The organism is Rossellomorea marisflavi, from assembly GCF_009806575.1.
Classification (GTDB): domain Bacteria; phylum Bacillota; class Bacilli; order Bacillales; family Bacillaceae_B; genus Rossellomorea; species Rossellomorea marisflavi_A.
This window is the reverse complement of the sequence record NZ_CP047095.1, coordinates 2,918,089-2,938,670: the sequence shown is the minus strand read 5'-3', so window position 1 is coordinate 2,938,670 and position 20,582 is coordinate 2,918,089. Positions and strand designations below refer to the sequence as shown.

24 protein-coding genes and 2 pseudogenes are annotated in these 20,582 nt (G+C 49.3%); 20 read left to right on the top strand and 6 right to left on the bottom strand.

What is annotated here, in order from left to right; all coding sequences use genetic code 11:
* Positions 1-491 precede the first annotated feature (491 nt).
* Positions 492-635, top strand: coding sequence for a YrzI family small protein (locus D5E69_RS15345; protein ID WP_159129885.1), 144 nt, complete (start codon positions 492-494; stop codon positions 633-635).
* A gap of 227 nt (positions 636-862) precedes the next feature.
* Here D5E69_RS15345 and yunB read toward each other — a convergent pair whose 3' ends face one another.
* A complete protein-coding gene (yunB, locus tag D5E69_RS15340) occupies positions 863-1,621 on the bottom strand; it encodes a sporulation protein YunB (RefSeq protein WP_048006174.1) in 759 nt (252 codons plus the stop codon).
* Between the two features lie 396 nt (positions 1,622-2,017).
* On the opposite strand from yunB, the gene D5E69_RS15335 reads away from it, so the two are divergent.
* The 4 genes from D5E69_RS15335 to D5E69_RS15320 all read left to right on the top strand — a co-directional run bounded on the left by D5E69_RS15335 (position 2,018) and on the right by D5E69_RS15320 (position 6,223).
* Entirely contained in the window at positions 2,018-2,482 is a 465-nt protein-coding gene (locus D5E69_RS15335; RefSeq protein WP_213085553.1) for a DUF2269 family protein, read from the top strand.
* Positions 2,483-2,654: 172 nt separating this feature from the next.
* The gene (locus tag D5E69_RS15330; RefSeq protein ID WP_159129883.1) at positions 2,655-3,383 is read left to right on the top strand and encodes a hypothetical protein; all 729 of its coding nucleotides are present in this window, start codon (positions 2,655-2,657) and stop codon (positions 3,381-3,383) included.
* Between the two features lie 16 nt (positions 3,384-3,399).
* Positions 3,400-5,073: a vWA domain-containing protein gene (locus D5E69_RS15325; RefSeq protein WP_063191723.1), complete on the top strand. Its 1,674-nt coding sequence runs from the start codon at positions 3,400-3,402 to the stop codon at positions 5,071-5,073.
* A 10-nt stretch (positions 5,074-5,083) separates the two neighbouring features.
* On the top strand, positions 5,084-6,223 hold the full coding sequence (locus D5E69_RS15320) for a toxic anion resistance protein (protein WP_048012616.1): 1,140 nt from the start codon (positions 5,084-5,086) through the stop codon (positions 6,221-6,223).
* A 71-nt stretch (positions 6,224-6,294) separates the two neighbouring features.
* Here D5E69_RS15320 and sigK read toward each other — a convergent pair whose 3' ends face one another.
* Positions 6,295-7,008, bottom strand: a complete 714-nt coding sequence (gene sigK / locus D5E69_RS15315) for an RNA polymerase sporulation sigma factor SigK (protein WP_048006169.1) — start codon at positions 7,006-7,008, stop codon at positions 6,295-6,297.
* A 523-nt stretch (positions 7,009-7,531) separates the two neighbouring features.
* Positions 7,532-7,837, bottom strand: coding sequence for a hypothetical protein (locus tag D5E69_RS23890; protein WP_213085552.1), 306 nt, complete (start codon positions 7,835-7,837; stop codon positions 7,532-7,534).
* Between D5E69_RS23890 and D5E69_RS15310 the strand changes: the two genes are divergently transcribed.
* Both D5E69_RS15310 and D5E69_RS23400 read left to right on the top strand, forming a co-directional pair.
* Positions 7,819-8,958, top strand: a complete 1,140-nt coding sequence (locus D5E69_RS15310) for a right-handed parallel beta-helix repeat-containing protein (RefSeq protein ID WP_249931617.1) — start codon at positions 7,819-7,821, stop codon at positions 8,956-8,958. The genes D5E69_RS23890 and D5E69_RS15310 overlap by 19 nt on opposite strands.
* 245 nt (positions 8,959-9,203) lie before the next feature.
* Complete coding sequence (locus D5E69_RS23400; RefSeq protein WP_162838944.1) at positions 9,204-9,344, top strand: hypothetical protein; 141 nt, start codon at positions 9,204-9,206, stop codon at positions 9,342-9,344.
* Between the two features lie 120 nt (positions 9,345-9,464).
* On the opposite strand, the gene pssA is transcribed toward D5E69_RS23400, so the two are convergent.
* Positions 9,465-10,004, bottom strand: coding sequence for a CDP-diacylglycerol--serine O-phosphatidyltransferase (gene pssA, locus D5E69_RS15305; RefSeq protein WP_048006166.1), 540 nt, complete (start codon positions 10,002-10,004; stop codon positions 9,465-9,467).
* 178 nt (positions 10,005-10,182) lie between these two features.
* On the opposite strand from pssA, the pseudogene D5E69_RS15300 reads away from it, so the two are divergent.
* Positions 10,183-10,964: pseudogene (locus D5E69_RS15300) on the top strand (phosphatidylserine decarboxylase).
* A gap of 35 nt (positions 10,965-10,999) precedes the next feature.
* Here the strand turns inward: D5E69_RS15300 and sda are convergent.
* Complete coding sequence (sda, locus tag D5E69_RS15295; RefSeq protein ID WP_048006165.1) at positions 11,000-11,140, bottom strand: sporulation histidine kinase inhibitor Sda; 141 nt, start codon at positions 11,138-11,140, stop codon at positions 11,000-11,002.
* Positions 11,141-11,473: 333 nt separating this feature from the next.
* Between sda and D5E69_RS15290 the strand changes: the two are divergent.
* From D5E69_RS15290 to D5E69_RS15235, 12 genes and pseudogenes are all read left to right on the top strand, one after another.
* Positions 11,474-12,027 (top strand): annotated as a pseudogene (locus D5E69_RS15290) (YqeG family HAD IIIA-type phosphatase).
* Positions 12,024-13,124: a ribosome biogenesis GTPase YqeH gene (gene yqeH / locus D5E69_RS15285; RefSeq protein WP_048016279.1), complete on the top strand. Its 1,101-nt coding sequence runs from the start codon at positions 12,024-12,026 to the stop codon at positions 13,122-13,124. Before D5E69_RS15290 ends, yqeH begins: the two are co-directional and overlap by 4 nt.
* Before the next feature lie 10 nt (positions 13,125-13,134).
* Positions 13,135-13,983, top strand: a complete 849-nt coding sequence (aroE, locus tag D5E69_RS15280; protein ID WP_048016278.1) for a shikimate dehydrogenase — start codon at positions 13,135-13,137, stop codon at positions 13,981-13,983.
* Positions 13,970-14,263, top strand: coding sequence for a ribosome assembly RNA-binding protein YhbY (gene yhbY, locus D5E69_RS15275; protein WP_048006161.1), 294 nt, complete (start codon positions 13,970-13,972; stop codon positions 14,261-14,263). Before aroE ends, yhbY begins: the two co-directional genes overlap by 14 nt.
* A 13-nt stretch (positions 14,264-14,276) precedes the next feature.
* A complete protein-coding gene (locus D5E69_RS15270) occupies positions 14,277-14,840 on the top strand; it encodes a nicotinate-nucleotide adenylyltransferase (RefSeq protein WP_048016290.1) in 564 nt (187 codons plus the stop codon).
* On the top strand, positions 14,833-15,399 hold the full coding sequence (yqeK, locus tag D5E69_RS15265) for a bis(5'-nucleosyl)-tetraphosphatase (symmetrical) YqeK (RefSeq protein WP_048016277.1): 567 nt from the start codon (positions 14,833-14,835) through the stop codon (positions 15,397-15,399). Before D5E69_RS15270 ends, yqeK begins: the two co-directional genes overlap by 8 nt.
* 1 nt (position 15,400) lies before the next feature.
* Positions 15,401-15,745 carry a ribosome silencing factor gene (gene rsfS / locus D5E69_RS15260; protein ID WP_048016276.1) on the top strand — a complete coding sequence of 115 codons (345 nt, stop codon included), beginning with the start codon at positions 15,401-15,403 and terminating at the stop codon, positions 15,743-15,745.
* A 3-nt stretch (positions 15,746-15,748) separates the two neighbouring features.
* Positions 15,749-16,504 carry a class I SAM-dependent DNA methyltransferase gene (locus tag D5E69_RS15255; protein WP_048006158.1) on the top strand — a complete coding sequence of 252 codons (756 nt, stop codon included), beginning with the start codon at positions 15,749-15,751 and terminating at the stop codon, positions 16,502-16,504.
* A 144-nt stretch (positions 16,505-16,648) separates the two neighbouring features.
* Positions 16,649-17,263: a helix-hairpin-helix domain-containing protein gene (locus D5E69_RS15250; protein ID WP_249931500.1), complete on the top strand. Its 615-nt coding sequence runs from the start codon at positions 16,649-16,651 to the stop codon at positions 17,261-17,263.
* Between the two features lie 87 nt (positions 17,264-17,350).
* A complete protein-coding gene (locus D5E69_RS15245; RefSeq protein ID WP_048006157.1) occupies positions 17,351-17,914 on the top strand; it encodes a ComE operon protein 2 in 564 nt (187 codons plus the stop codon).
* A complete protein-coding gene (locus D5E69_RS15240; protein WP_159129880.1) occupies positions 17,907-19,841 on the top strand; it encodes a DNA internalization-related competence protein ComEC/Rec2 in 1,935 nt (644 codons plus the stop codon). The genes D5E69_RS15245 and D5E69_RS15240 overlap by 8 nt, the downstream gene beginning before the upstream one ends.
* On the top strand, positions 19,811-20,179 hold the full coding sequence (locus D5E69_RS15235) for a ComEC/Rec2 family competence protein (RefSeq protein ID WP_213085551.1): 369 nt from the start codon (positions 19,811-19,813) through the stop codon (positions 20,177-20,179). The genes D5E69_RS15240 and D5E69_RS15235 overlap by 31 nt, the downstream gene beginning before the upstream one ends.
* Positions 20,180-20,315: 136 nt before the next feature.
* Here the strand turns inward: D5E69_RS15235 and D5E69_RS15230 are convergent, their stop codons facing one another.
* Entirely contained in the window at positions 20,316-20,450 is a 135-nt protein-coding gene (locus D5E69_RS15230; RefSeq protein ID WP_048006155.1) for a YqzM family protein, read from the bottom strand.
* Between the last annotated feature and the right edge of the window lie 132 nt (positions 20,451-20,582).

Genomic DNA, 20,582 nt, shown 5'->3' with positions numbered 1-20,582 from the left:
GTGCAATAGGTCCATACTTTCCCCACAGGAATAGCTCCTGCGGGAAGAGTAGCTGATGTGAGACCCCGCACAATCGACGAGGAGGCTCACTGGCTACCCGCGGTAAGCGAAGTCTTGCACGGAAATCATAAGCGGAATAAAGAACCTACGCTGATAGTGTTTTTTGGGTTTTGTCACAACCTCTTTAATTGGATAAAAATATTTTCGGAAAAGTGGTTTACTTTTCCATTGAAATTGGATATACTAACCAATGTAAGAAAAATATCACACGGAAACGGAGGTCGAGTAACATGATGATGATCAAAGGAATTAACGCCGTACAACTTCATACTACCATTCGACCGACAGTGGGATATCTTTCATTCTGACCAATATGTGAATGAATGCCGCGGGGAGAATGCATCTTCCTGCGGCTTTTTTGTGTGCCGCCGGGAAGGGAGTCCCTGCGGTTTTTTCATGCAAAAAAACAACTACTGAAAGGGGGTATCGCCATGACTCTGAACTTATTATTCGTGACGCTTACGTTGAAAAAGAAGCGTACGTCATTCGAAGAAGCTGCACATAATGAATCGGTCTCGAAGCATTTCGAAGAAACCAAGACAAAACTGCACCACTTCACATCACATACGCTGTAATGCCTGTACGATCAAACCATAGGGAGGAGAATGAACATGATTTTTATACAAGTGAAACGGCTGAATGCGCTCTGGGTGGAGAAGGACACAGCCTAACGAACGTGAAGGGTTGGTGACAGGATGTTTTTGAACATCTCGATTTGGACAGTGATGATCGGCAGATTCTTCAAGAAGAAGCGGATGCCGGAATAATGAAGAAAGCGGGTCCGGTACCGGACCCGCTTTTTCTATTCGCTTTTTTTCGGAAGCTGGATGGCAGGGGAGCTTCCGCTGCCGTTCCCGCTATAAAAGTCCGGGACTTTCCCTGGTATGAACAGATCGCCGATTTTGACTTTATTGGCCACCTTGATCGTTTTGGTCCGCCTCGGAATGATCACATTCATTTCAACCGAAATGTTGATGTACACTTCGAGATAGGTGTTATTGATCCCGACCACATTCGTTTGCGTCTCTACATTGGATTGCACGTCCCCTATGATCATGAACTGGATCGGAATCTGAGGGCCCATATTGGCCAGGAGGGTATTATTTGCTGCAAGGCCGAGGGGTACATAATACACAATGCCTTTTGCATCTTTGCTTTTCTCAAAATCGATTTCCGTCTCAGAGGTAAAGGCCTCGAGCTTTTCCAGGTCGCCTTTTTCCACATAATCCAGGTACTGCTGGACCCTTTCGGTCGATTCTGCGATCAGCTTGTTGTATATACCCGGGTCAAAGCTATAGCTCGGTTCCCCGCCGGTTTCATGCTTCACGATCAACTGATTGATATCCACCTCTTCAGAGATGTTTTTGGAAATGGAATCGTTGATGGCCTGGGCGGCGAACTGCCGGGTCGTTGTTTCAGCGATTTCCATGAGTGCGGGCTCGATGCCCCTATTGATCATGTACAGACTCTGTACCGTCATCAGTACAAACACGATGAACGATATGATGAAGACATGACGTGCAGGCAGGGGAGATCGTTTCGGTCGTCGCTTCTTGAACATACCGTCACCTCTCTTCACTCTCACTATATTGTCAGGAGCTATTGATTATGACTGGCGGAAAGGACACATATCTGTCAACGAATCGCAACAGGGTGTTCATGAATGGAAGGGTCGCAGTGGCAAATGCGGTGATATACTGACCGTAAGGACGTAGCAATGGAAGGAGTTTTGCGTCATGTTTTCCATGATCATGGGTCTGGTGGTGACCGTGGCGATCGGGTTGATCATCACGGCAGAAGTCGGTGCAGAGTAAGGGGGCGGATGCCCTCTTTTTTTATGGGGTAAAAGTGGCAGATAACACAAATGAGAGATGAAACATGGCATGCGGCCCCCTTGGGAAAGGGCCGCCTTTTTTATGTGGTGAAAAGGACAGAGGGCTCTGCATATAGTAGGTCTATGTTCATAAGGGGAGGGATGGCAAGTTTGTATTCAATCGTCATGATCGTCCACGTAGCCACGGCTGTCATCGGTTTCGGACAGACGTTCCTATTCCCGTTCCTGCTCCGGTACCCCCGATCGGAGGCGGAGGCAAGGACTGTGCTCATGCTCCTTGGGCAGATGGGGAAACTCGCGAAATACAGTGATTTGATCCTCTTGGGGAGCGGTGTGGGCATGCTTTGCCTCGGTTATCCGTTCGAGTCCTGGGTCATCGCTTCCCTGATCCTGTTCTTCACCATGCGCTTTTCATCTTCTGTCCTGTCTAGGAAGGCGGCTATTTCTTTATGGAATATGCTCCACGACGAAGCCGGAGCTTATTTTATGGAGGAATACCGGAACCGCATGGAATCATTCCTTCCAAAAGTGTGGTTCACGCAGGCACTCAACATCGCGATCATCCTCCTCATGATTTTGAAACCTTAGACCTCCACCATCCGTATGACAGATAAGGGGTATCCTTCCAGTGTCCTCCATCCCGTCTTCACTTTGTGAAGGGACTTGCATGAAGTGATTGAAAGGATTTTCCAATAGTAGTATAGTAAGTAGGGGCTGTTTTTTCATTTTTCCGAATAGTGAAACGAAGGAGGGGAGAAAGATGAAGAAATCGATTCAGCTCGCCGGCCTCATTCTAGGAGTGACGGTCACAAACATCGTGGTATTTTCCCCGGGCTTTATCGGCTTGGCCCTGACGGGGGGTGCCCTTGAAGCAGCGCTGGGTGCATCGATCCTCACGGCAAGCACCATAGGTGTCCTTTACGGAGTGTATGCTCTCCGTTTCAAGGAAAAAGAACCGCTCCAGATCCTCTCTCTTACCTCAGATGAAGACTACAAGGAAGCCCTCTCCAGATTCTTCGGGAAAAAGTCGCTTCGTGAAGATCTTCGCTATGCCATCGAGCAGGTGGACCGCCTGGAGCAGAAAAAAGCTTCCCTTCAGCAGGCGATCAATGACCGGTTCCAGCAAGGCGAAATGAGCCATCGGAAATTCAGCCAAACGGTCCTTGAGGTGGAACAGCTCTTTTTCCAAAATGTAAGGAATCTCTTGAACAAAGCGGGTGCCTTCGATGAGCGGGAATACAAATCCGTCCGGTCCAAAGATCCGCGCCTCAGTCAAACCCTCCTAGCCGAGAAGACATCCCTGTACAGGGAGTATTTGTTCTTCATCAAACAGGCGATCGAGATCAATGAAGAAATCATTCTCGATCTCGATAAGCTGCTGCTTGAAATCACCCGTCTCAATACTGTCACCATCGAAGATATCGACAACATGGCCTGCATGAAGGAAATCCATTCCCTCATCAATCAGACAAAGCTTTATAAAACATAAAGAAAAGGGGAAACGCATGATGAAAAAAGGAAAATTCCTGCTCGTTTCCGGTCTAATCGTCCTGTTGGTCTTCGGTGGTGTCTTCTTCGGGATCAAACTCACCTCCAACCTCGGGAAAACCGATAAGCAGATCACAGCAGAAAGTGCAGATAAACAGCTGGATGAACTGTACGGCAAAATCGACGTGACGAAAGAAAAACCGATCAAGGGCCAGATCGATCTCGACCCGGCGGATGCAGCTTCGGAGCTTCCGGATATCTCAAAATTCCCTCTTACCGTAGAGGGGACGGGGAATACAACGGTAGAAATCTTTTCTTCTACAGAAAAATCAGGGAAAGGGAAGGAAGGATGGCTGAATAAAGTTGCGGAAGACTTCAATGCCTCCGGCGCCTCGGGTCAGGTCACCATCCGCAGTATCGCATCCGGGACGGCAACGGAGTACATCACGTCGGGGAAAAGCATTCCTGACGCCTTCGCTCCTTCCAATGAATTGTGGGGGGAAATGGTCAAAGCCTCCGGAGTGGAGTCCAACCTGATCGAAAAGCGCCTCGTCGGGAATGTGCCGGGCATCGTGATCTCAAAGAAAAAACATGATCAGCTCATCGAGAAGTACGGGGCCGTGAATGCGAAGACCATATTGGAAGCCATGACCGAGGATGAATTCGCCATGGGGTATACAGATCCGTTCGCAAGCTCCACAGGATTGAACTTCCTCATCACCGGACTTAATGCCTTCGATAATAAAAATGTGCTGAGTGACGATGCCGTGAAGGGATTTGAATCGTTCCAGGCCAATGTTCCGTTCACAGCCTCCACGACCCTGCAAATGAGGGAGGCGGCCAAGTCAGGGATGCTGGACGGATTCGTTCTTGAATATCAGACCTATACAAACGCATCCGACCTCAAGGATTCCTATGAATTCGTGCCATTCGGTGTCCGCCATGATAACCCATTGTATGCCCTTGGGGAGCTCCCGGCAGAAAAGGTCAAGGTGCTGGAAGAGTTCGCTCAATTCGCCAAGCAGGACCGTTACAAGGAGCTTGCCAAAAAAGACGGCTTCAACGGTTTGGAAGAGTATCAGTCCGAAATGAAGCCCCTGGACGGAAGCACGATTACCTCCGCCCAGAAGATCTGGAAGGAAAAAAAGAACGGTACCCAGTCGATTGCCGCCGTTTTCGTAGCGGACGTATCGGGAAGCATGGACGGGGAATCGCTTAATAAGCTGAAAGAGTCCCTCCTCAAAGGACAAAAGTATCTCGGGAAAGACAATTCGATCGGTCTGGTCAGTTATTCGGATGATGTGGCCATCAATATGCCGATCAAAAAATTCGATGTGAACCAGCAATCTGAATTCGTCGGGGCGGTGGAAAGCCTGCAGGCCAATGGCGGTACGGCCACCTATGACGGAATCGTGGTGGCCATGAAGATGCTCCAGGATGAGCTCGAAAAGAATCCGGATACACGCCCCCTCATCTTCGTGTTGAGTGACGGGGATACGAATCAGGGGAATTCATTGAAAGCCGTCCGCCCCCTGATCGAAGCGTACAAAATTCCGGTGTATACAATCGGGTATAACGCGGACCTCAAGGCGCTCGAAACCATTTCGTCCATCAATGAGGCTGCCAGCATCAATGCCGACACCGACGACGTCGTCTATAAGATCCGAAATCTGTTCAACGTCCAATTATAGGAGGGATTGTATGAGCTTTTCCATGAGTGTGACCACACAAGAAGAAGTGAAAAAGGTGATCGAACAAGAGGTCAAACCCGTGCCTGAGGAGGTAAGGAAGCTTCAAGAAGCGGCGGAAGCGAACGTCCAGGCGGTCCTTAACCTCGATCTCGATTCCCTTGAGAAGAAAAAAGAAATCCTTGCTTCCATCGATTCCTTCGGGATGGACACCCTGCGATCGTCTTCGAGCAAAAATGCCCTCCTGCAGGTATCAGTGGGCAATCTATCGAAGACGGGTGATGAAGGCGGACAGGTGGCCAAAGGGCTGAGCGACCTTCAAATCGAAATCAAGGACCTCGACCCGAGCATGATCGATTTTGCCAAGACGGGTCTCCTCGGGAAGCTGTTCAATCCCATGCGGGCCTACTTCGCCAAGTATCAGAAAGCCGACACCGTCATATCCGATATCGTCGGGTCACTGGAGAAGGGCAGGAATGTCCTGAAAAATGACAATACGACCCTTGAAATCGAACAGCACGCCCTCAGGGAGCTGACCAAGGTGCTTCAGAAGGAAATCGAACTCGGTTCCCTCATGGATGCTTCCATCGCCGCACAGGTGGAAGTGGCACGGGAAAAGGGGGAGGATCCAGATCGGGTCCGGTTCATCGAAGAGGAAATCCTGTTCCCCCTCCGGCAGCGGGTCATGGACCTGAACACGATGCTCGTCGTCAACCAGCAGGGAATCATCGCCTATGAAATGGTCGTGAGAAACAACCGGGAACTCATCCGCGGTGTCGACAGGGCGAAAACGGTCACCATCTCCGCCCTCCGGATCGGCGTGACCGTCGCAAGTGCCCTGTACAATCAAAAGATCGTCCTCAAGAAGATCGAAGCTCTGAACGCGACGACGAATACGATCATCGCCGGGACTTCCAAGATGCTGAAGGATCAGGGAACCGCCATCCAGAAGCAGGCGATGGAAGCGAATATCTCCGTCGACACCCTCAAGACCGCCTTCAGCGATGTCATTGAAGCAATGGACTCGATCTCCACCTACAAGCGCGAAGCCCTTCCACAGATGCGGGAAACAATCAACCAGTTCAAAGAGCTCGCCGCAACGGGGGAAGAGCAAATCCAGCGACTGGAGAAGGGGTCGAAAATCCAGTTCTGAATCAACAATAGTGAAAAGCCCGCCGGGACCGTCATTCAGACGATCCCGGCGGGCTTTTTCTTATAGATTGATCATTTTCCCCGTTTCTCTTTCTCCTCCCGGTAAAACTCATGGAACATCTTCATCAAGGCCCGCTTTTCGATCCGGGACACATAGCTCCTCGAGATGTTCAATTCTTTTGCGATCTCCCGCTGGGTCTTCTCTTCTTTCAAGTCGAGTCCGAAACGGCCGATGATGACCTCTTTCTCCCGATCATCCAGGACGCAGATGTATTTCCGGACCTTCTCCAGTTCCATGCTGAGCTGGATCGTATCGATCACGTCATCGGCTTCCGATTTGAGGATATCGATGAGGCTGATCTCATTCCCTTCTTTATCCTGGCCGATCGGATCGTGAAGGGAGATATCCTTTTTCGTTTTCTTGAGGGCCCTGAGATGCATGAGGATCTCATTCTCGATGCAACGGGCAGCATAGGTGGCAAGCTTCGTTCCCTTACCCTCGGAATAGCTCTCGATCGCCTTGATCAGCCCGATCGTGCCGATGGAGATGAGGTCTTCGGGGTCTTCTCCAGTGTTTTCGAATTTCTTCACGATATGTGCCACGAGCCTAAGATTATGCTCGATCAGCATATTCCTCGCGTGCTCATCCCCTTCTGCCATGAGCCGTAAGTATTTCCGTTCCTCTGCTGCCGATAGCGGTTGTGGAAAGGCGTTATTTTTTACGTAGGAAACAAGGAAGAACAATTCTTTCACGAAATAGCCGAGCGCTGTCAGAACTCCAGACATGGTTCCACCTCCAAAAGGACTTTTGCCTATACCCATACCTATGTTAGCGATCGGGGTCTCTTGCATGTCCTCTGGAAGTAAGGGGAGTCTTTACACAAGTTTTGGATTCCATTTGATCATGAGCAGCATGATGCTGGCATGCAAGCAAGGAAGGGAGAACAAGGTGATATAAGGAATGAGAAGGTCCACAGCATACGGTTTATATGAAAGGTTTAGAGTGAGGCCGCTTAGCCCTTTAAAGAGGAAATTAAAGAGAGCGATTTATATAAGGAAGGATTGGAAAAGTACGATCGTGATAAATTAATTATGATGGATAAGAAGGTGATGCAGGGGTGTGACAGATTTTGATTGACTGTCTATCGCCATCCTTCCGAAGGCATAATTCTCATCAATGTCTCCAATCACAACGATAGAAAAATAGAACAAGACAGTCATCGGACAACTCTTGGTCCATTCGTCCATGCATTCCATTATCCTCAACATACAATGACCATAAAGATTTTATTTTGAGGTGATGGAGTGTTTAATAACAAACGAAACCAGTGTGATTTGAACAAAGTACTTCCGCCACAGGGATGTGACTTTTACCCTCCTCCTCCTGGACCTCCGGGACCACCAGGACCTCCGGGACCACAGGGTCCACAAGGGCCTGCAGGGACACAGGGTCCACAAGGGGCAGTGGGTCCACAAGGGCCTGCAGGACCACAAGGAACACAAGGATCGGATGGACCACAGGGACCGCAGGGATTACAGGGTCCACAAGGCCTGACAGGATCACAGGGACCACAAGGGCCGGCCGGCACTCCGGTATTGACAGGTGTTGGCGCACCAAGCTGTGCGATTGGTAATGATGGTGACCTTTATATCGATATCTCTACGGGGAATTTGTATTATAAAGAGCAGGAGCCTGTTCCTCCAGCAAACAGGCCGGTCCCTTCTTTTACAGGGAACACCCTCAATGTAGGGTCGACCCGGCTGTATACGACGATACAAGCGGCTTTAACCGCAGCGGTCAATGGGGATCGATTACTACTTGACGCTGAAACCTTTACGATTACGGCCACCTTGCCTGTAAACAAGTCGGTAACCATAGAGGGACAGGGAAAAGGTTTAACGACTGTCATTACGACGAGTAACGCTGTAACAACCATGTTTAATGTCACGGTTTCGAATGTGATCTTCCGAGAAATGACCATCGTTCAAAACTTCCCATCTATCGCGTCTACAGAAACCATCATACGGGTGGGGAACTTCGCTACAGGAATTTATGTCGATAACTGTGAACTCTCTGTATGTGAGTTCGGAATTACCCTGATTGCTACCGAGTTCCAGATTACAAATTGCGATTTCACCTATGCCCCGGCTGCTGCCCTTAATAATAACTATCGGTATATCAGTATTGCGTCTACTTCAGGTCAGAGTATTATTGATAGCAATACGTTCGTATCCGGTTCGGGAAACTCCAATTGCAGTTTTATTATTATCACAAATATAGCAGTCAGTTCCGGTACACTAAAAGGGGACTTAGTGGTAAGAAATAATGAACAAGTGGTGGCCTTCCAATTAAGACATCTTCTCAATATGGAAGAAACGATAGGAAATAATTTCGGTTTGTATATTATAAATAATAGAACCTTTAGCGAAGGGAACGTCCCGGTCTTGCTGAATGGTCCGAATCTGAATGTTTTTAAATTCATCGCTATCTATGGCAACACTGTTCAAAATTCAGCAGGAAAAGGGCTTGTCGGCATCGATGTCTACTACCTGGGCAGTACGGACATTTTCGCAACGGGTAATACCATCACCAATCAAACCTTCGCTGCCGGATGGGCATCTGCAACGACTGACCCAACCGATGTGACCGTCGGTTATCATGCAGCCGTTATCCCCGTCCCGCCTAATCTTCCGCTGAATCCTTGTTACTGGTTATTGTTGAGTGAATTTATATAATGGATGGGTAGAGCGAGGAGGGTTATCGCTCTACCTTACTTATCGTGGAGAGCGGGTCCAGTAAGAAATACTGTTCTCCTGCCCGTTCATCGGGTGCCGGTGAATTCCATATGCTCGCCAGCCAAAGGATGTGTTTTTATTAAGAAAGGGTGTCCAAATCGCGTGAGGGAATTCTTCAAACGCCTATACCTATGCGTCCCAACCTACATATACTACCTATAGGAAGAACGGGAGGGGGGAAACCCATGTACGGATATCCATGCTATGGACCGGGCTATCCAGGTTACTACGGTGGAGGCGGCTATCTGTTCGCCCTCGGTGTCATCCTGTTGATCTTGCTTTTCCTTTTCGGAGGCTGGTGGTACTATACGACCTGCTGCTGTTGATCAATAGGGGCTGCCGCGGTGCTCCTTAGGCGGGGATGCACCCTGGTATGATACGTATAAAAAAGGATCCCCGGTTCATACATACGTGAACCGGGGATCCTTTCGTTCTTATGATGTGTGTTACACTTTTTTAATGGTGAAAGGGCTGACCATCAAGAGTGACATGAGGATCATCGTCGTCAGGATGATTCCTGCCGGTACATGGGGGATGGCCAGGTACGACAAGGTCACAAGGCAGCCTGCGGCCGTGATGGGAAGCCCCGTGAAGTAACCGGCATTCTCTGTGATGTTGAAACGGGCGAGTCTGTAGGCACCGCATCCGATGTAGAAAATCATGAAGAAAGCCCCGACCACGCCCAATGACTGGAGTGCTGCGTAGTACATGAGTACAGCGGGGGCTACTCCGAATGAAACGATGTCGCTCATGGAGTCGAGCTGCTTCCCGAGGTCTGACTCGACGTTCAGCTTCCTGGCGACCATCCCGTCGAAACGGTCGGTGAGGGCTGCGATGAAGATGAATAATAAGGCCTGGTGAGGCTGGTTATGCAGGACGGAGACGATGGCGAATCCGCCAAGTGACAGGTTGAGCAGCGTCACGAAATTGGCTGCATGGGCTTTCAGTTTTTTTACGGTTTGATCAAGTGCTTCGGAGAGAAACAATGAACCTCACTCCTTATTCAAAGAAAAAGATAATATAAGATATAGTATATGACATTGTTTTATTATATACTTATTAAACTGTGAACGTTAAGGGTTTTTCAAAAATCGTACTTTTTTCAAATGTCTGGGACTTTTGGGCTGTGCCCATCCCTGTTGACGATAAAGGAGTTGGAAGTTGTTGAAGCAATCTCTTTACCGGTTGTGCATCGAACTGACGAATAAAAAGTGGTCCTCTTTTTTGCTCCGTCGGTTTGTTCGATCAAAAGCAAGCAGGAAGCTGATTCCTTCGTTTGCCAAAACCTACGGGATCAATACGGAAGAAATGGAGCAGTCCATCGAACTCTATCCGAGTCTTCATGAATTCTTCATCCGCAGGCTGAAACCGGGCGCACGGACGATCCAGGCAGGGGAGGCCGCTGTGGTCAGTCCCGTGGATGGTGTCATGGCAGAAACGGGTGTGATCACGGATCAGCTCGAAGTAACGGTGAAAGGCAAGCCTTACTCCATCCTGGATATGTTGGGTTCTGATGAGAAAGCAGCACCGTATATGGGGGATCCTTCGCCGTATTTTACCTGAGCCCTGCTAATTACCATCGCATCCACAGTCCGGCAAACGGAGAGGTCATCGGCAGATGGGAGCTCGGAAAGCACTCCTATCCCGTCAACGAACTCGGCCTCCGTTACGGAAAGGAAACCTTATCAAAGAACTATCGGTCCATCACGGAGCTGCGTCATCCCGGAGGAAGGATGGCCGTTGTCAAAGTCGGGGCCATGTTCGTTAACAGTGTCGATTACGTCGTGGATCGGAACGAATGGATCCAGGGCGAGGAAGTCGCCTACTTCAGCTTCGGGTCCACCGTGATCCTTCTGTTTGAAAAAGGGCGCTTCTCCTTCGACGGGGATACCGCCCCTCGTGAAGTAAGGGTCGGGGAGCATTTGGGTAGCTTCATGTCAAAATAAACGGGACGGATGAGCATCCGTCCCGTTTATCCGTATTAAGATGAAGCCTTGATTTTATTCGTAAGGGAACGTCGGTGAATTTCCATTTCGATGAGGCGAATGAATTCTTTGCTGAGATTTAATTCTCTGGCCTTATAATAGGAATCGATCAACAATTCATCGGATAATTTCCTCATGACTCCACCTCCCATACTTTTACTACCGTGCTCTTGCTGTAACTAAACTTTACCAAAATTAAAAAGACAGAACAACTGTTCCTTTATCCACATGTCTCCGTGGATATCTTGTGGTTAACCTGTATACAACTGGTAAAATATTGGGTGATTCGTAAGTGAATAATGTGTATAACGTTATCCACAGTCGAGAGCAAAGTTGAATTTTGTCGAAAAATATTTGATTTTCCTCACATATTTTCCCTTTCCATCGAATACATGCGGGTTTACTTTGAAAGTCATGGGGAAATTGGTTATCATTAATCTGTTATACAGTAAGTGTGCGGAAGACCCGAGATGTCAAATGATTATAAATATGAGGTGTTTGCTTTGTTAAAACAATTTTTGCCTGATGAACAGGTACAGGATATATTTGCGATCCGGCCGGAGGATCTGAAAGAAAAAGGAATCAAGGCAATCATCACGGACCTTGACAATACGCTGGTCGAATGGGATCGCCCGAATGCCACCCCTAAGCTCATTCAATGGTTCAAGGAGATGCAGGAACACGGGATCCTTGTGACGATCGTTTCCAACAATAACAGGATGCGTGTCGGTTCTTTTGCCGATCCGCTCGGTGTCCCGTTCATTTTCCAGGCACGGAAGCCCATGGGACGAGCATTCAAACGGGCGATCAGGCAGATGGACGTAAGGAAAGAGGAGACGGTCGTGATCGGCGATCAGCTCCTGACGGACGTGCTGGGGGGAACCGGAGTGGTTTCCACACCATCCTCGTGGTCCCGGTGGCCCAGTCGGATGGATTTATGACGAAGTTCAATCGCAAGGTCGAAAGAAGGATCATGAACTTTTTCAAACGAAAAGGCATGATCGGTTGGGAGGATAAAAAGTGAGTCAAGTTGTATGTATAGGCTGCGGAGTCGAGATTCAGACGGAAGACAAGGAAGGATTGGGGTATGCACCCCCATCGTCCTTGAAGAAGGATGAAGTCATCTGTCAGCGCTGTTTCAAGCTGAAGCATTATAATGAGGTGCAGGACGTTCCCCTTACGGATGACGACTTCCTGAAGATCCTCAATGAAATAGGCGATTCAGAAGGATTGATCGTCAAAGTCGTTGATATTTTTGATTTCAACGGCAGCTGGCTTCCCGGGCTCCACCGCTTTGTCGGCTCGAATCCGATCCTCCTTGTGGGGAATAAAGCGGATCTTCTTCCTAAATCGGTCAAGCATTCAAAGCTGACCCAGTGGATGAAGCATGAAGCGAAACAGCTCGGTCTGAAGCCCGTCGATGTCAAATTGGTGAGTGCTTCACGCGGCCAGGGAATCGAAGAAACGATCCAGGCCATTGAAGAGTACCGTGAAGGCCGTGATGTGTATGTGGTCGGATGTACCAATGTAGGGAAATCCACATTCATCAACCGCATCATCAAGCAGGTTTCAGGGGAACAGGACGTCATCACCACATCGCATTTCCCGGGCACAACCTTGGATATGATCCAAATTCCACTCGGGGATGATGAATACCTGATCGATACACCTGGAATCATCAATCATCATCAGATGGCCCACTATGTGAACAAAGGTGATTTGAAGATCATCACACCGAAGAAGGAAATCAAGCCGAGGACGTTCCAGTTGAATCCGGAGCAGACGTTATTCTTTGGCGGCCTTTCCCGTTTCGATTTCCTGAAGGGAGACCGTCAGGCATTCACCTGCTATTTCTCCAATGAGCTGAATATCCACCGGACGAAGGTGGAAAAAGCGGACGAACTCTATAAAAATCACGCAGGTGAGCTGCTTCAGCCGCCCCGCATCGAGGATATGGATACATTCCCTGAGCTTGTGAAGCATGAATTCAAGATCAAGGAAGGGAAGACCGATATCGTGTTTTCCGGACTTGGTTGGATCACCGTGAACGAACCGGGAGCTTCCATCGCGGCCCATGTACCGAAAGGGGTCAGCGTCTTCCTGAGAAAATCATTGATCTAGGGGGATTGTCATGAATCACTTATACGGGGTCATCGGTGACCCCATCGCCCATTCCATGTCCCCGGTCATGCATCAAGCAGCGCTGGATGACGCTGGGCTCGAAGGCACGTATATGAAATTCCACGTCACCCCGGATGCCCTTCCGCAGGCCATTGAAGGCATTAGGGCGCTCGGGATCCGCGGCGTGAATATCACCGTGCCCCATAAAGTAGCTGTAATGGAGCTCCTTGATCGAATCGATCCCCTTGCGGAAGCCATCGGTGCGGTCAACACGATCGTGAACGATGACGGGGTGCTGACAGGGTATAATACAGATGGACCGGGATATGTCGAAGGATTGCAGAAGGCGCTGGTCGGCGATGTGACAGACAAGTCCGTGTTGATGCTCGGAGCAGGAGGTGCCGCCAAGGCCATCTTCTACAGCCTCGCATCCATTGGCGTGACGCATATCGACATCGCCAATCGGACCGAAGCAAGGGCAGCTGACATGATTGCAGCCTGCCCGTTTGCCATCTCCTCCTCATACATCCCCATGGATGAAGCGGGTGAAGCGGTCAACAGGTATGACATCATCATCCAGACGACTTCGATCGGGATGAGCCCGGAGGTCGGTCACTCCCCGCTCGCCTTCGATTCGGTGAAGGATGGCTCCCTGTTCAGTGACATCATCTATAATCCCTTAGAAACGGCCATCATGAAACGGGCACGGGAGCTTGGGGCTCAAACGCAGAATGGACTCGAAATGTTCGTTCACCAGGGAGCACTGGCGTTTGAGAAGTGGACGGGGGTCATCCCCGACACAGAAACTATGAAAAAAATCGTTTTAAAGCAACTAGGAGGTCAACATGTTAACAGGTAAACAGAAAAGATATCTACGGTCACAAGCCCATCATTTGAACCCGATCTTCCAGGTCGGCAAGGGCGGAGTGAATGAAAATATGATCAACCAAATCGAAGAGGCACTTGAAGCCAGGGAACTGCTGAAAGTAAGCATCCTTCAAAACTGTGAAATGGACAAGCACGACGTGGCCGAGGCCCTTTCAAAAGGAGCCAGGGCAGAGCTTGTACAGCTGATCGGTCATACGGTCGTCCTTTATAAAGAATCAAAAGAAAACAAGACGTTAATCCTTCCAAGATAAGGTCGTGATGAACATGAAGATCGGGATTCTGGGCGGCACATTCAATCCGCCCCATATAGGTCATCTCATCGTGGCCGAACAGGTAAGGGACCAAGCTGGTTTGGATGAAATCTGGTTCATGCCGAACGCGGTCCCTCCCCATAAGGTGATGGAAAGCCATGTGACGGCCGCCCAGCGCGTGGCCATGATCAAGGAAGCCATCAGGGGACATCGCCATTTCAGGGTCGAGACGATCGAACTGGAGAGGGAAGGTCCTTCCTATACCTATGAAACAATGCGGCTTCTGAGGGGAAAGCATCCTCATCATGAGTTTTCATTCATCATCGGTGGGGATATGGTCGAATACCTTCCAAAGTGGAAGGAGATTGATGAACTACTGTCAACCATCACTTTCATCGGTGTCAACCGTCCGCTGTATTCCACTGACAGTCCGTATGAGATTACTTCATTGGAGATTCCCGCCATTGACATTTCTTCATCAAGGATCAGAAACCTTGCGAAAGAGAAGCGGTCCTTCCGCTATCTTGTTCCCGATGACGTCTATCGATTGATAAAGGGGGAGAAACTGTATGAATAGGGAAGAAGCCCTTTTAATCGTGAAAGAGCATTTAACGGAACATCGTTACATTCACACATGCGGTGTGATGGAAACCGCCATCCACCTCGCAGCAAAGTACGGGGCCGATGTAAAAAAGGCAGAGATTGCCGCCATATTCCACGACTATGCCAAGTTCAGGGATAAAGACGAGATGAAGGAAATCATCCTCTCGCATCACCTCGGTAATGAGCTTCTGGACTATAACGCGGAGCTGTGGCATGCACCCGTCGGCGCCTATCTTGTTGAAAAAGAAGTAGGCATCGATGATGAGGAAGTGCTGGAGGCGATACGGAATCATACATCCGGTAAGAGGGAGATGACCGTCCTTGATAAGGTCGTTTACCTTGCTGATTACATTGAACCGAACCGGCAGTTCCCGGGTGTAGAGGAAGTCAGGGAGATGGCAGAAACCTCCCTTGACGAAGCATTGATTGCTTCGCTGCGCAATACCATGACATTTTTAATGAAGAAGAACCAGGCGATCCATCCGGATACATTCAGATTTTATAACGGATTGATCTTCGATAGGAGGAGTTAATATGGAACAGACATTACTAGAATTGGCTTACAAAGCCGCAGATGATAAACGTGCAGAAGACATCGTGGTCCTTGATATGAAGGGTGTTTCCCTCATTGCGGACTACTTCCTTATCTGCCACGGGAACTCTGATAAACAGGTACAGGCCATTGCCCGGGAACTGAAGGATACAGCTGAAGAAAACGGCCACACGGTACGTCGTCTGGAAGGATTCGACCAGGCCCGCTGGATCCTTGTCGACCTTGGGGATGTCGTTGCCCACGTGTTCCACAAAGATGAGAGGGGCTACTACAACCTTGAGCGCCTGTGGGGAGATGCTTCATTGGTAGAAGTAGAACAAAGCTGACCCATGAGCTATGAAGGATTTGCCTACATATATGATCACCTGATGGAAGATGTTCCATATGATGGATGGGTGGATTTTGTGCAGGCACATGGTGAACGATATGGAAACGGTGGCAAACGGGTCCTTGATATTGCCTGTGGAACGGGTGAAATTTCTTTGAAGCTCATTGAATCCGGTTATGAAGTCACCGGTGTGGACTTATCTTCAGACATGCTCATGGTCGCCCGGGAGAAGGCGGATCGCAGGGGCGTCGCCCTTCCGCTCTTCAATCAGGACATGGCCGCTCTTGACGGACTTGGGTCCTATGATGTAGTGACCATCTTTTGTGACTCCCTGAACTACCTGGAGACCGAAGAGAGCGTGAAGAATACCTTCAAGAGCGTCCATGCTCATCTTGAGCAGGATGGTGTTTTCCTGTTTGATGTCCACTCTCTATTCAAGATGGATGAGATCTTCATGGATTCCAGCTTTACGTTGACCGATGAAGAGGTTTCGTATATTTGGGAAAGCTTCAAAGGTGAGTATCCCCATAGCGTCGAGCATGAACTGACATTCTTCGTGCGTGAGGAAGCGACAGGCCTCTATGAGAGGGTGGAAGAGCTTCATAAACAAAGAACGTATCCGGTTCAGCGCTATCAAGCGTGGCTCGAAGAAGCGGGATTCACCGTGAAGGAAATCACGGCAGATTACAAGGATGAGTCACCTGTAGAAGAAAGCGAACGCATTTTCTTTACGTGCGTGAAGAATACGGAAGCCTGATGATCATCGCATCATCAGGTTTTTTTATTCCTAGAAAAAAGAAGGATTTTCTCAGATGGTGTCGAATGAATCATGTACCACAGCAATTCTTCCAATCTCCCCTCTGTAAGACAACTACCCATACCCCCTACAAGAGGTGATTCCTTGCTACACGTTTTTGAGAAATATCGGACTCTCCTTTTCATCCTGGCAGGTGCCGCGGCCCTGTCACTCTTCCTTCTCTTCAAGCCTTCACCACCCCAACAGGAACCCCCCATCGCCATCGAAGCAAAAGAACCTGAAACCGACGCTCCTCAACCCGCTGAAACGGTCTCCACTGATGACAGGATCTTCGTTGACATCAAAGGGCAGGTGGAGCGCCCCGGTCTCTATGAACTGTCTCCCCATGAGAGAGTCGATGGGGTCGTGGAGATGGCCGGCGGATTCACGAAGGATGCCGACCGGAATGCCGTCAATCTAGCTTTGAAGGTGAGTGACGAAATGATGGTCTATGTCCCGAAGAAAGGTGAAGTGGAGAGTCCCCTTCCACCGGGCTCTCCTTCGGGCACGAGCGGAGGAGAAGCCGCACTTGTAAACATCAACTCTGCCACCTCAGAAGAGATTCAGACCCTCCCTGGAATCGGCCCTTCAAAGGCAGCTGCTTTCATTCAATACCGTGAGGAGAATGGGCCCTATAGGTCTGTGGACGATATCAAGAACATATCGGGTATCGGAGAGAAGACGTTTGAGCGATTGAAAGAATTGATTACCGTTCAATGAATTGACGTTGGACGCTTCTATGACTACACTGGTACAAGGCCGGGTGAGCCGGCGATAGACGAATTTCAGTAGAAAAGGGGAGTATTAATGGAACGAATTGCGTGGCATCAATATTTCATGGCTCAAAGTCATTTGCTGGCACTTAGGAGCACCTGTACAAGGCTTGCCGTCGGTGCGACGATTGTAAGGGATAAAAGGATCATTGCAGGAGGATATAACGGCTCCATCGCAGGCGGAGACCACTGTATCGACGAAGGCTGCTATGTGATTGATAATCATTGTGTGCGTACGATCCACGCAGAGATGAATGCCCTTCTCCAATGTGCCAAATTTGGCGTCGGTTCGGGACAGTCCGATATATATGTGACACATTTTCCTTGCCTGCAATGCTGCAAAGCCATAATCCAGGCGGGCATCACAACGGTTTATTACGCAAAAGATTATAAGAATCATCCTTATGCAATCCAGCTGTTTGAACAGGCGGGAGTCAAAGTGGAAAAGGTTCAATTCGATGAGAACAGCATCGATGTCCATCATCGGGAAAAAGCAGCCATGATCACCGGGATGATTGAAGACCTCAGGGCATGCGGGGCGGATGAAGAAAAAGTCAGCCACTATGAACAGGAATATATGAAACTGTTCAATGAATAGGGTCGATAGGGAGTTCTTTCTATACGGAGGGATCTCCGTGTTGGCAGGGACGCTTCTGGCACTTCAATGGGTTTGGGGTGCTTTCGTTCTTTCCCTTCTGTTTCTCTCCCTGATCTTACGGAAATCCCCGCGGATCTTCCTTTGCTCCTTCCTTATCTTCCTCTCATACTTGAACGGCCTCTACCAACAGAACAGCCGCTTCAGCCTCCTTTCTCAAGATCAAACCACCTTCATGATCACCATAACGAACATCCCATCCATTGATGGAAACCGCTTCTCTTCTTCCATTGACATCGGAGGGGAATCGGCAGCCCTCACCTATTACTTGTCATCCCCATCAGAAAAAGAGCGTTTCTCATCGATATCCCCCGGAACGGCCTGTAACGTAACAGGGGAACTCCAGGCACCAAACGGGAGTGGGAACCCAAATTTATTCGATTACAAGGAATATCTGTATCAGCAGAAGACGTATTGGACCCTAAAAGTCGATTCTTTCAGCACGTGCGTCCCATCAAACAGTTGGCGCGATAAGCTTGTACAGGTCCGGGCGGAGGGGTTGAAGTTGATCGCTTCGTCCTTTCCACCTGAAGCGGTCGGCATCACCCAGGCCTTGCTATTCGGAGAAACGGGAGAGATAGCAGAAGAGACAATGGAGGCCTACAGAGCCCTCGGTGTCGTTCATCTGCTTGCAATCTCGGGTCTTCATGTAGGCCTCATCTCGGCTGGAGTCTTCTTCTTTCTTCTCAGGGCGGGACTTCGGAAAGAACGGGCAGGGTGGGTCGTGATTGTATTCCTTCTGTGCTATATGGTCATGACGGGTGCCGCACCATCTGTCGTGAGGGCTTCGTCCATGCTCATCGTCATTCTCCTGGGGCAAAAAGCCTTCCTTGGGATCAAGACTCTCGATAGTCTCAGCCTCATCTTCAGTATAATGGTCTTTAATGACCCCTTCCTCTTGTTTCATGCCGGGTTCCAGCTGTCCTTCTTTGTCAGTTTTTCTCTCGTCCTCTCTTCCAACCGGATCCTCTCGAGCTCTTCAACCCTTCTGCAGGCCATTAAGGTGACCTTCGTTTCCCAGGTGGCATCCTTGCCTTTCATCCTCCATCACTTCTTTGAGTTTTCCTTGATTGGATTTGTGACGAATCTCCTCTACGTTCCACTCTATTCCCTCGTCATCCTCCCCATGGCTTTCCTTCTGTATGCTGCAACGGTCATGGGCATCCATCTTCCCTTTGCCATGGATATATTCCAATCCCTGCTTTGGTGGACGGATCGTTTCTCCGTGTTCCTTGCTTCCTTCCCGTTCAGTACGCTCATTCTGGGCAAGCCGCACGCGATCTTGATAGCCGGTTACTTCGTCATCATATGGGCGGGTTTTTTGCTCGTGGAAAAAGGGAGATGGATGCAATCCACGGTGATCCTTGTTTCTTTCATCAGTCTGCATCTTATATGGAATACGTACCGTCCATACGGAGAGATCACGTTCATCGATGTCGGGCAGGGGGATGCGATTCTAATCGATCTTCCTTTCAATCAGGGAACGTATCTGATCGATACAGGAGGGAATCTGATTTTCCCGCAGGAAGAGTGGGAGGAGAGGAAAAAAGCATTCTCGACGGGAAAAGATATCGTAGTGCCCTATTTGAAAAGCAAGGGCATCCGGTCGGTAGACAAACTGATCCTTACCCACGGCGATCTTGATCATGTAGGTGGAGCGGTGGATGTGCTGGAAGGACTGGATGTAAAAGAAATATGGATCTCACCTGGGAGCGGGCAAAAGGAAGTGATGGCGAATGTCATGATTGCTGCAGGGGGGAGTGTCGTACGGGAAGCGAAGTTGGGGGACGCGTGGCAGGCGGGGGACAGCTCCTTTTCCATCCTTTCCCCGATGACCAGGTGTATGAGGGGAATGATGACTCCCTTGTGATCTATGCCCATATCGGCGGGATGAAATGGCTTTTTACCGGTGATCTGGAAGAAAGCGGGGAACGGAAGATGATCCGGCGGTACAACGTTGAAGCGGACGTCCTGAAGGTGGGGCACCACGGCAGTGCATCGAGTACGTCGGAGGAATTTTTGGAAAAGGTGGATGCCCAAGTGGCCATCATTTCAGCCGGAAAGGACAATCGATTCGGTCACCCGCACCCGGATGTGGTGGAGCGCCTGGGGAACAGGGGCGTAAAAATCTATAACACGGCGGACGATGGGGCGGTGACCTATCGTTTTTGGAGGGGACGCGGAACGTTTTCCGCCCATCGGCCATAGGATGGGAGTATGAAAAAAAGGCAGACCGGTAAAAGCGTCATGGAGCTTCAAGTCATGTGTAGGATACTTCGGTGAGTACCATATACGGGAATTGAAGAACCGTGACCCTTTTTGGTCTGCCTCCTTCCTGTTCTTTTTATGAACCGATGAGTTTGATAACGGTTGCAATTACGAACATGACAGCGAAGAAGCCAAAAGAGACAACAAAGCCGACGCCTGAATCTACTGCATCATTACGTTTCGATTGTACGTTCTTTTCGAATTGATTCAACTTTTACCCCTCCTATTTCTATTTTAGTATAGAGCATCACCCGGTAAAAATCTATACTTTCACTTTACATTTTCCTTTACTGACAAGAGTTGTCACCCATAAGACCGAGGCATGGGGTGACACTAATCCACA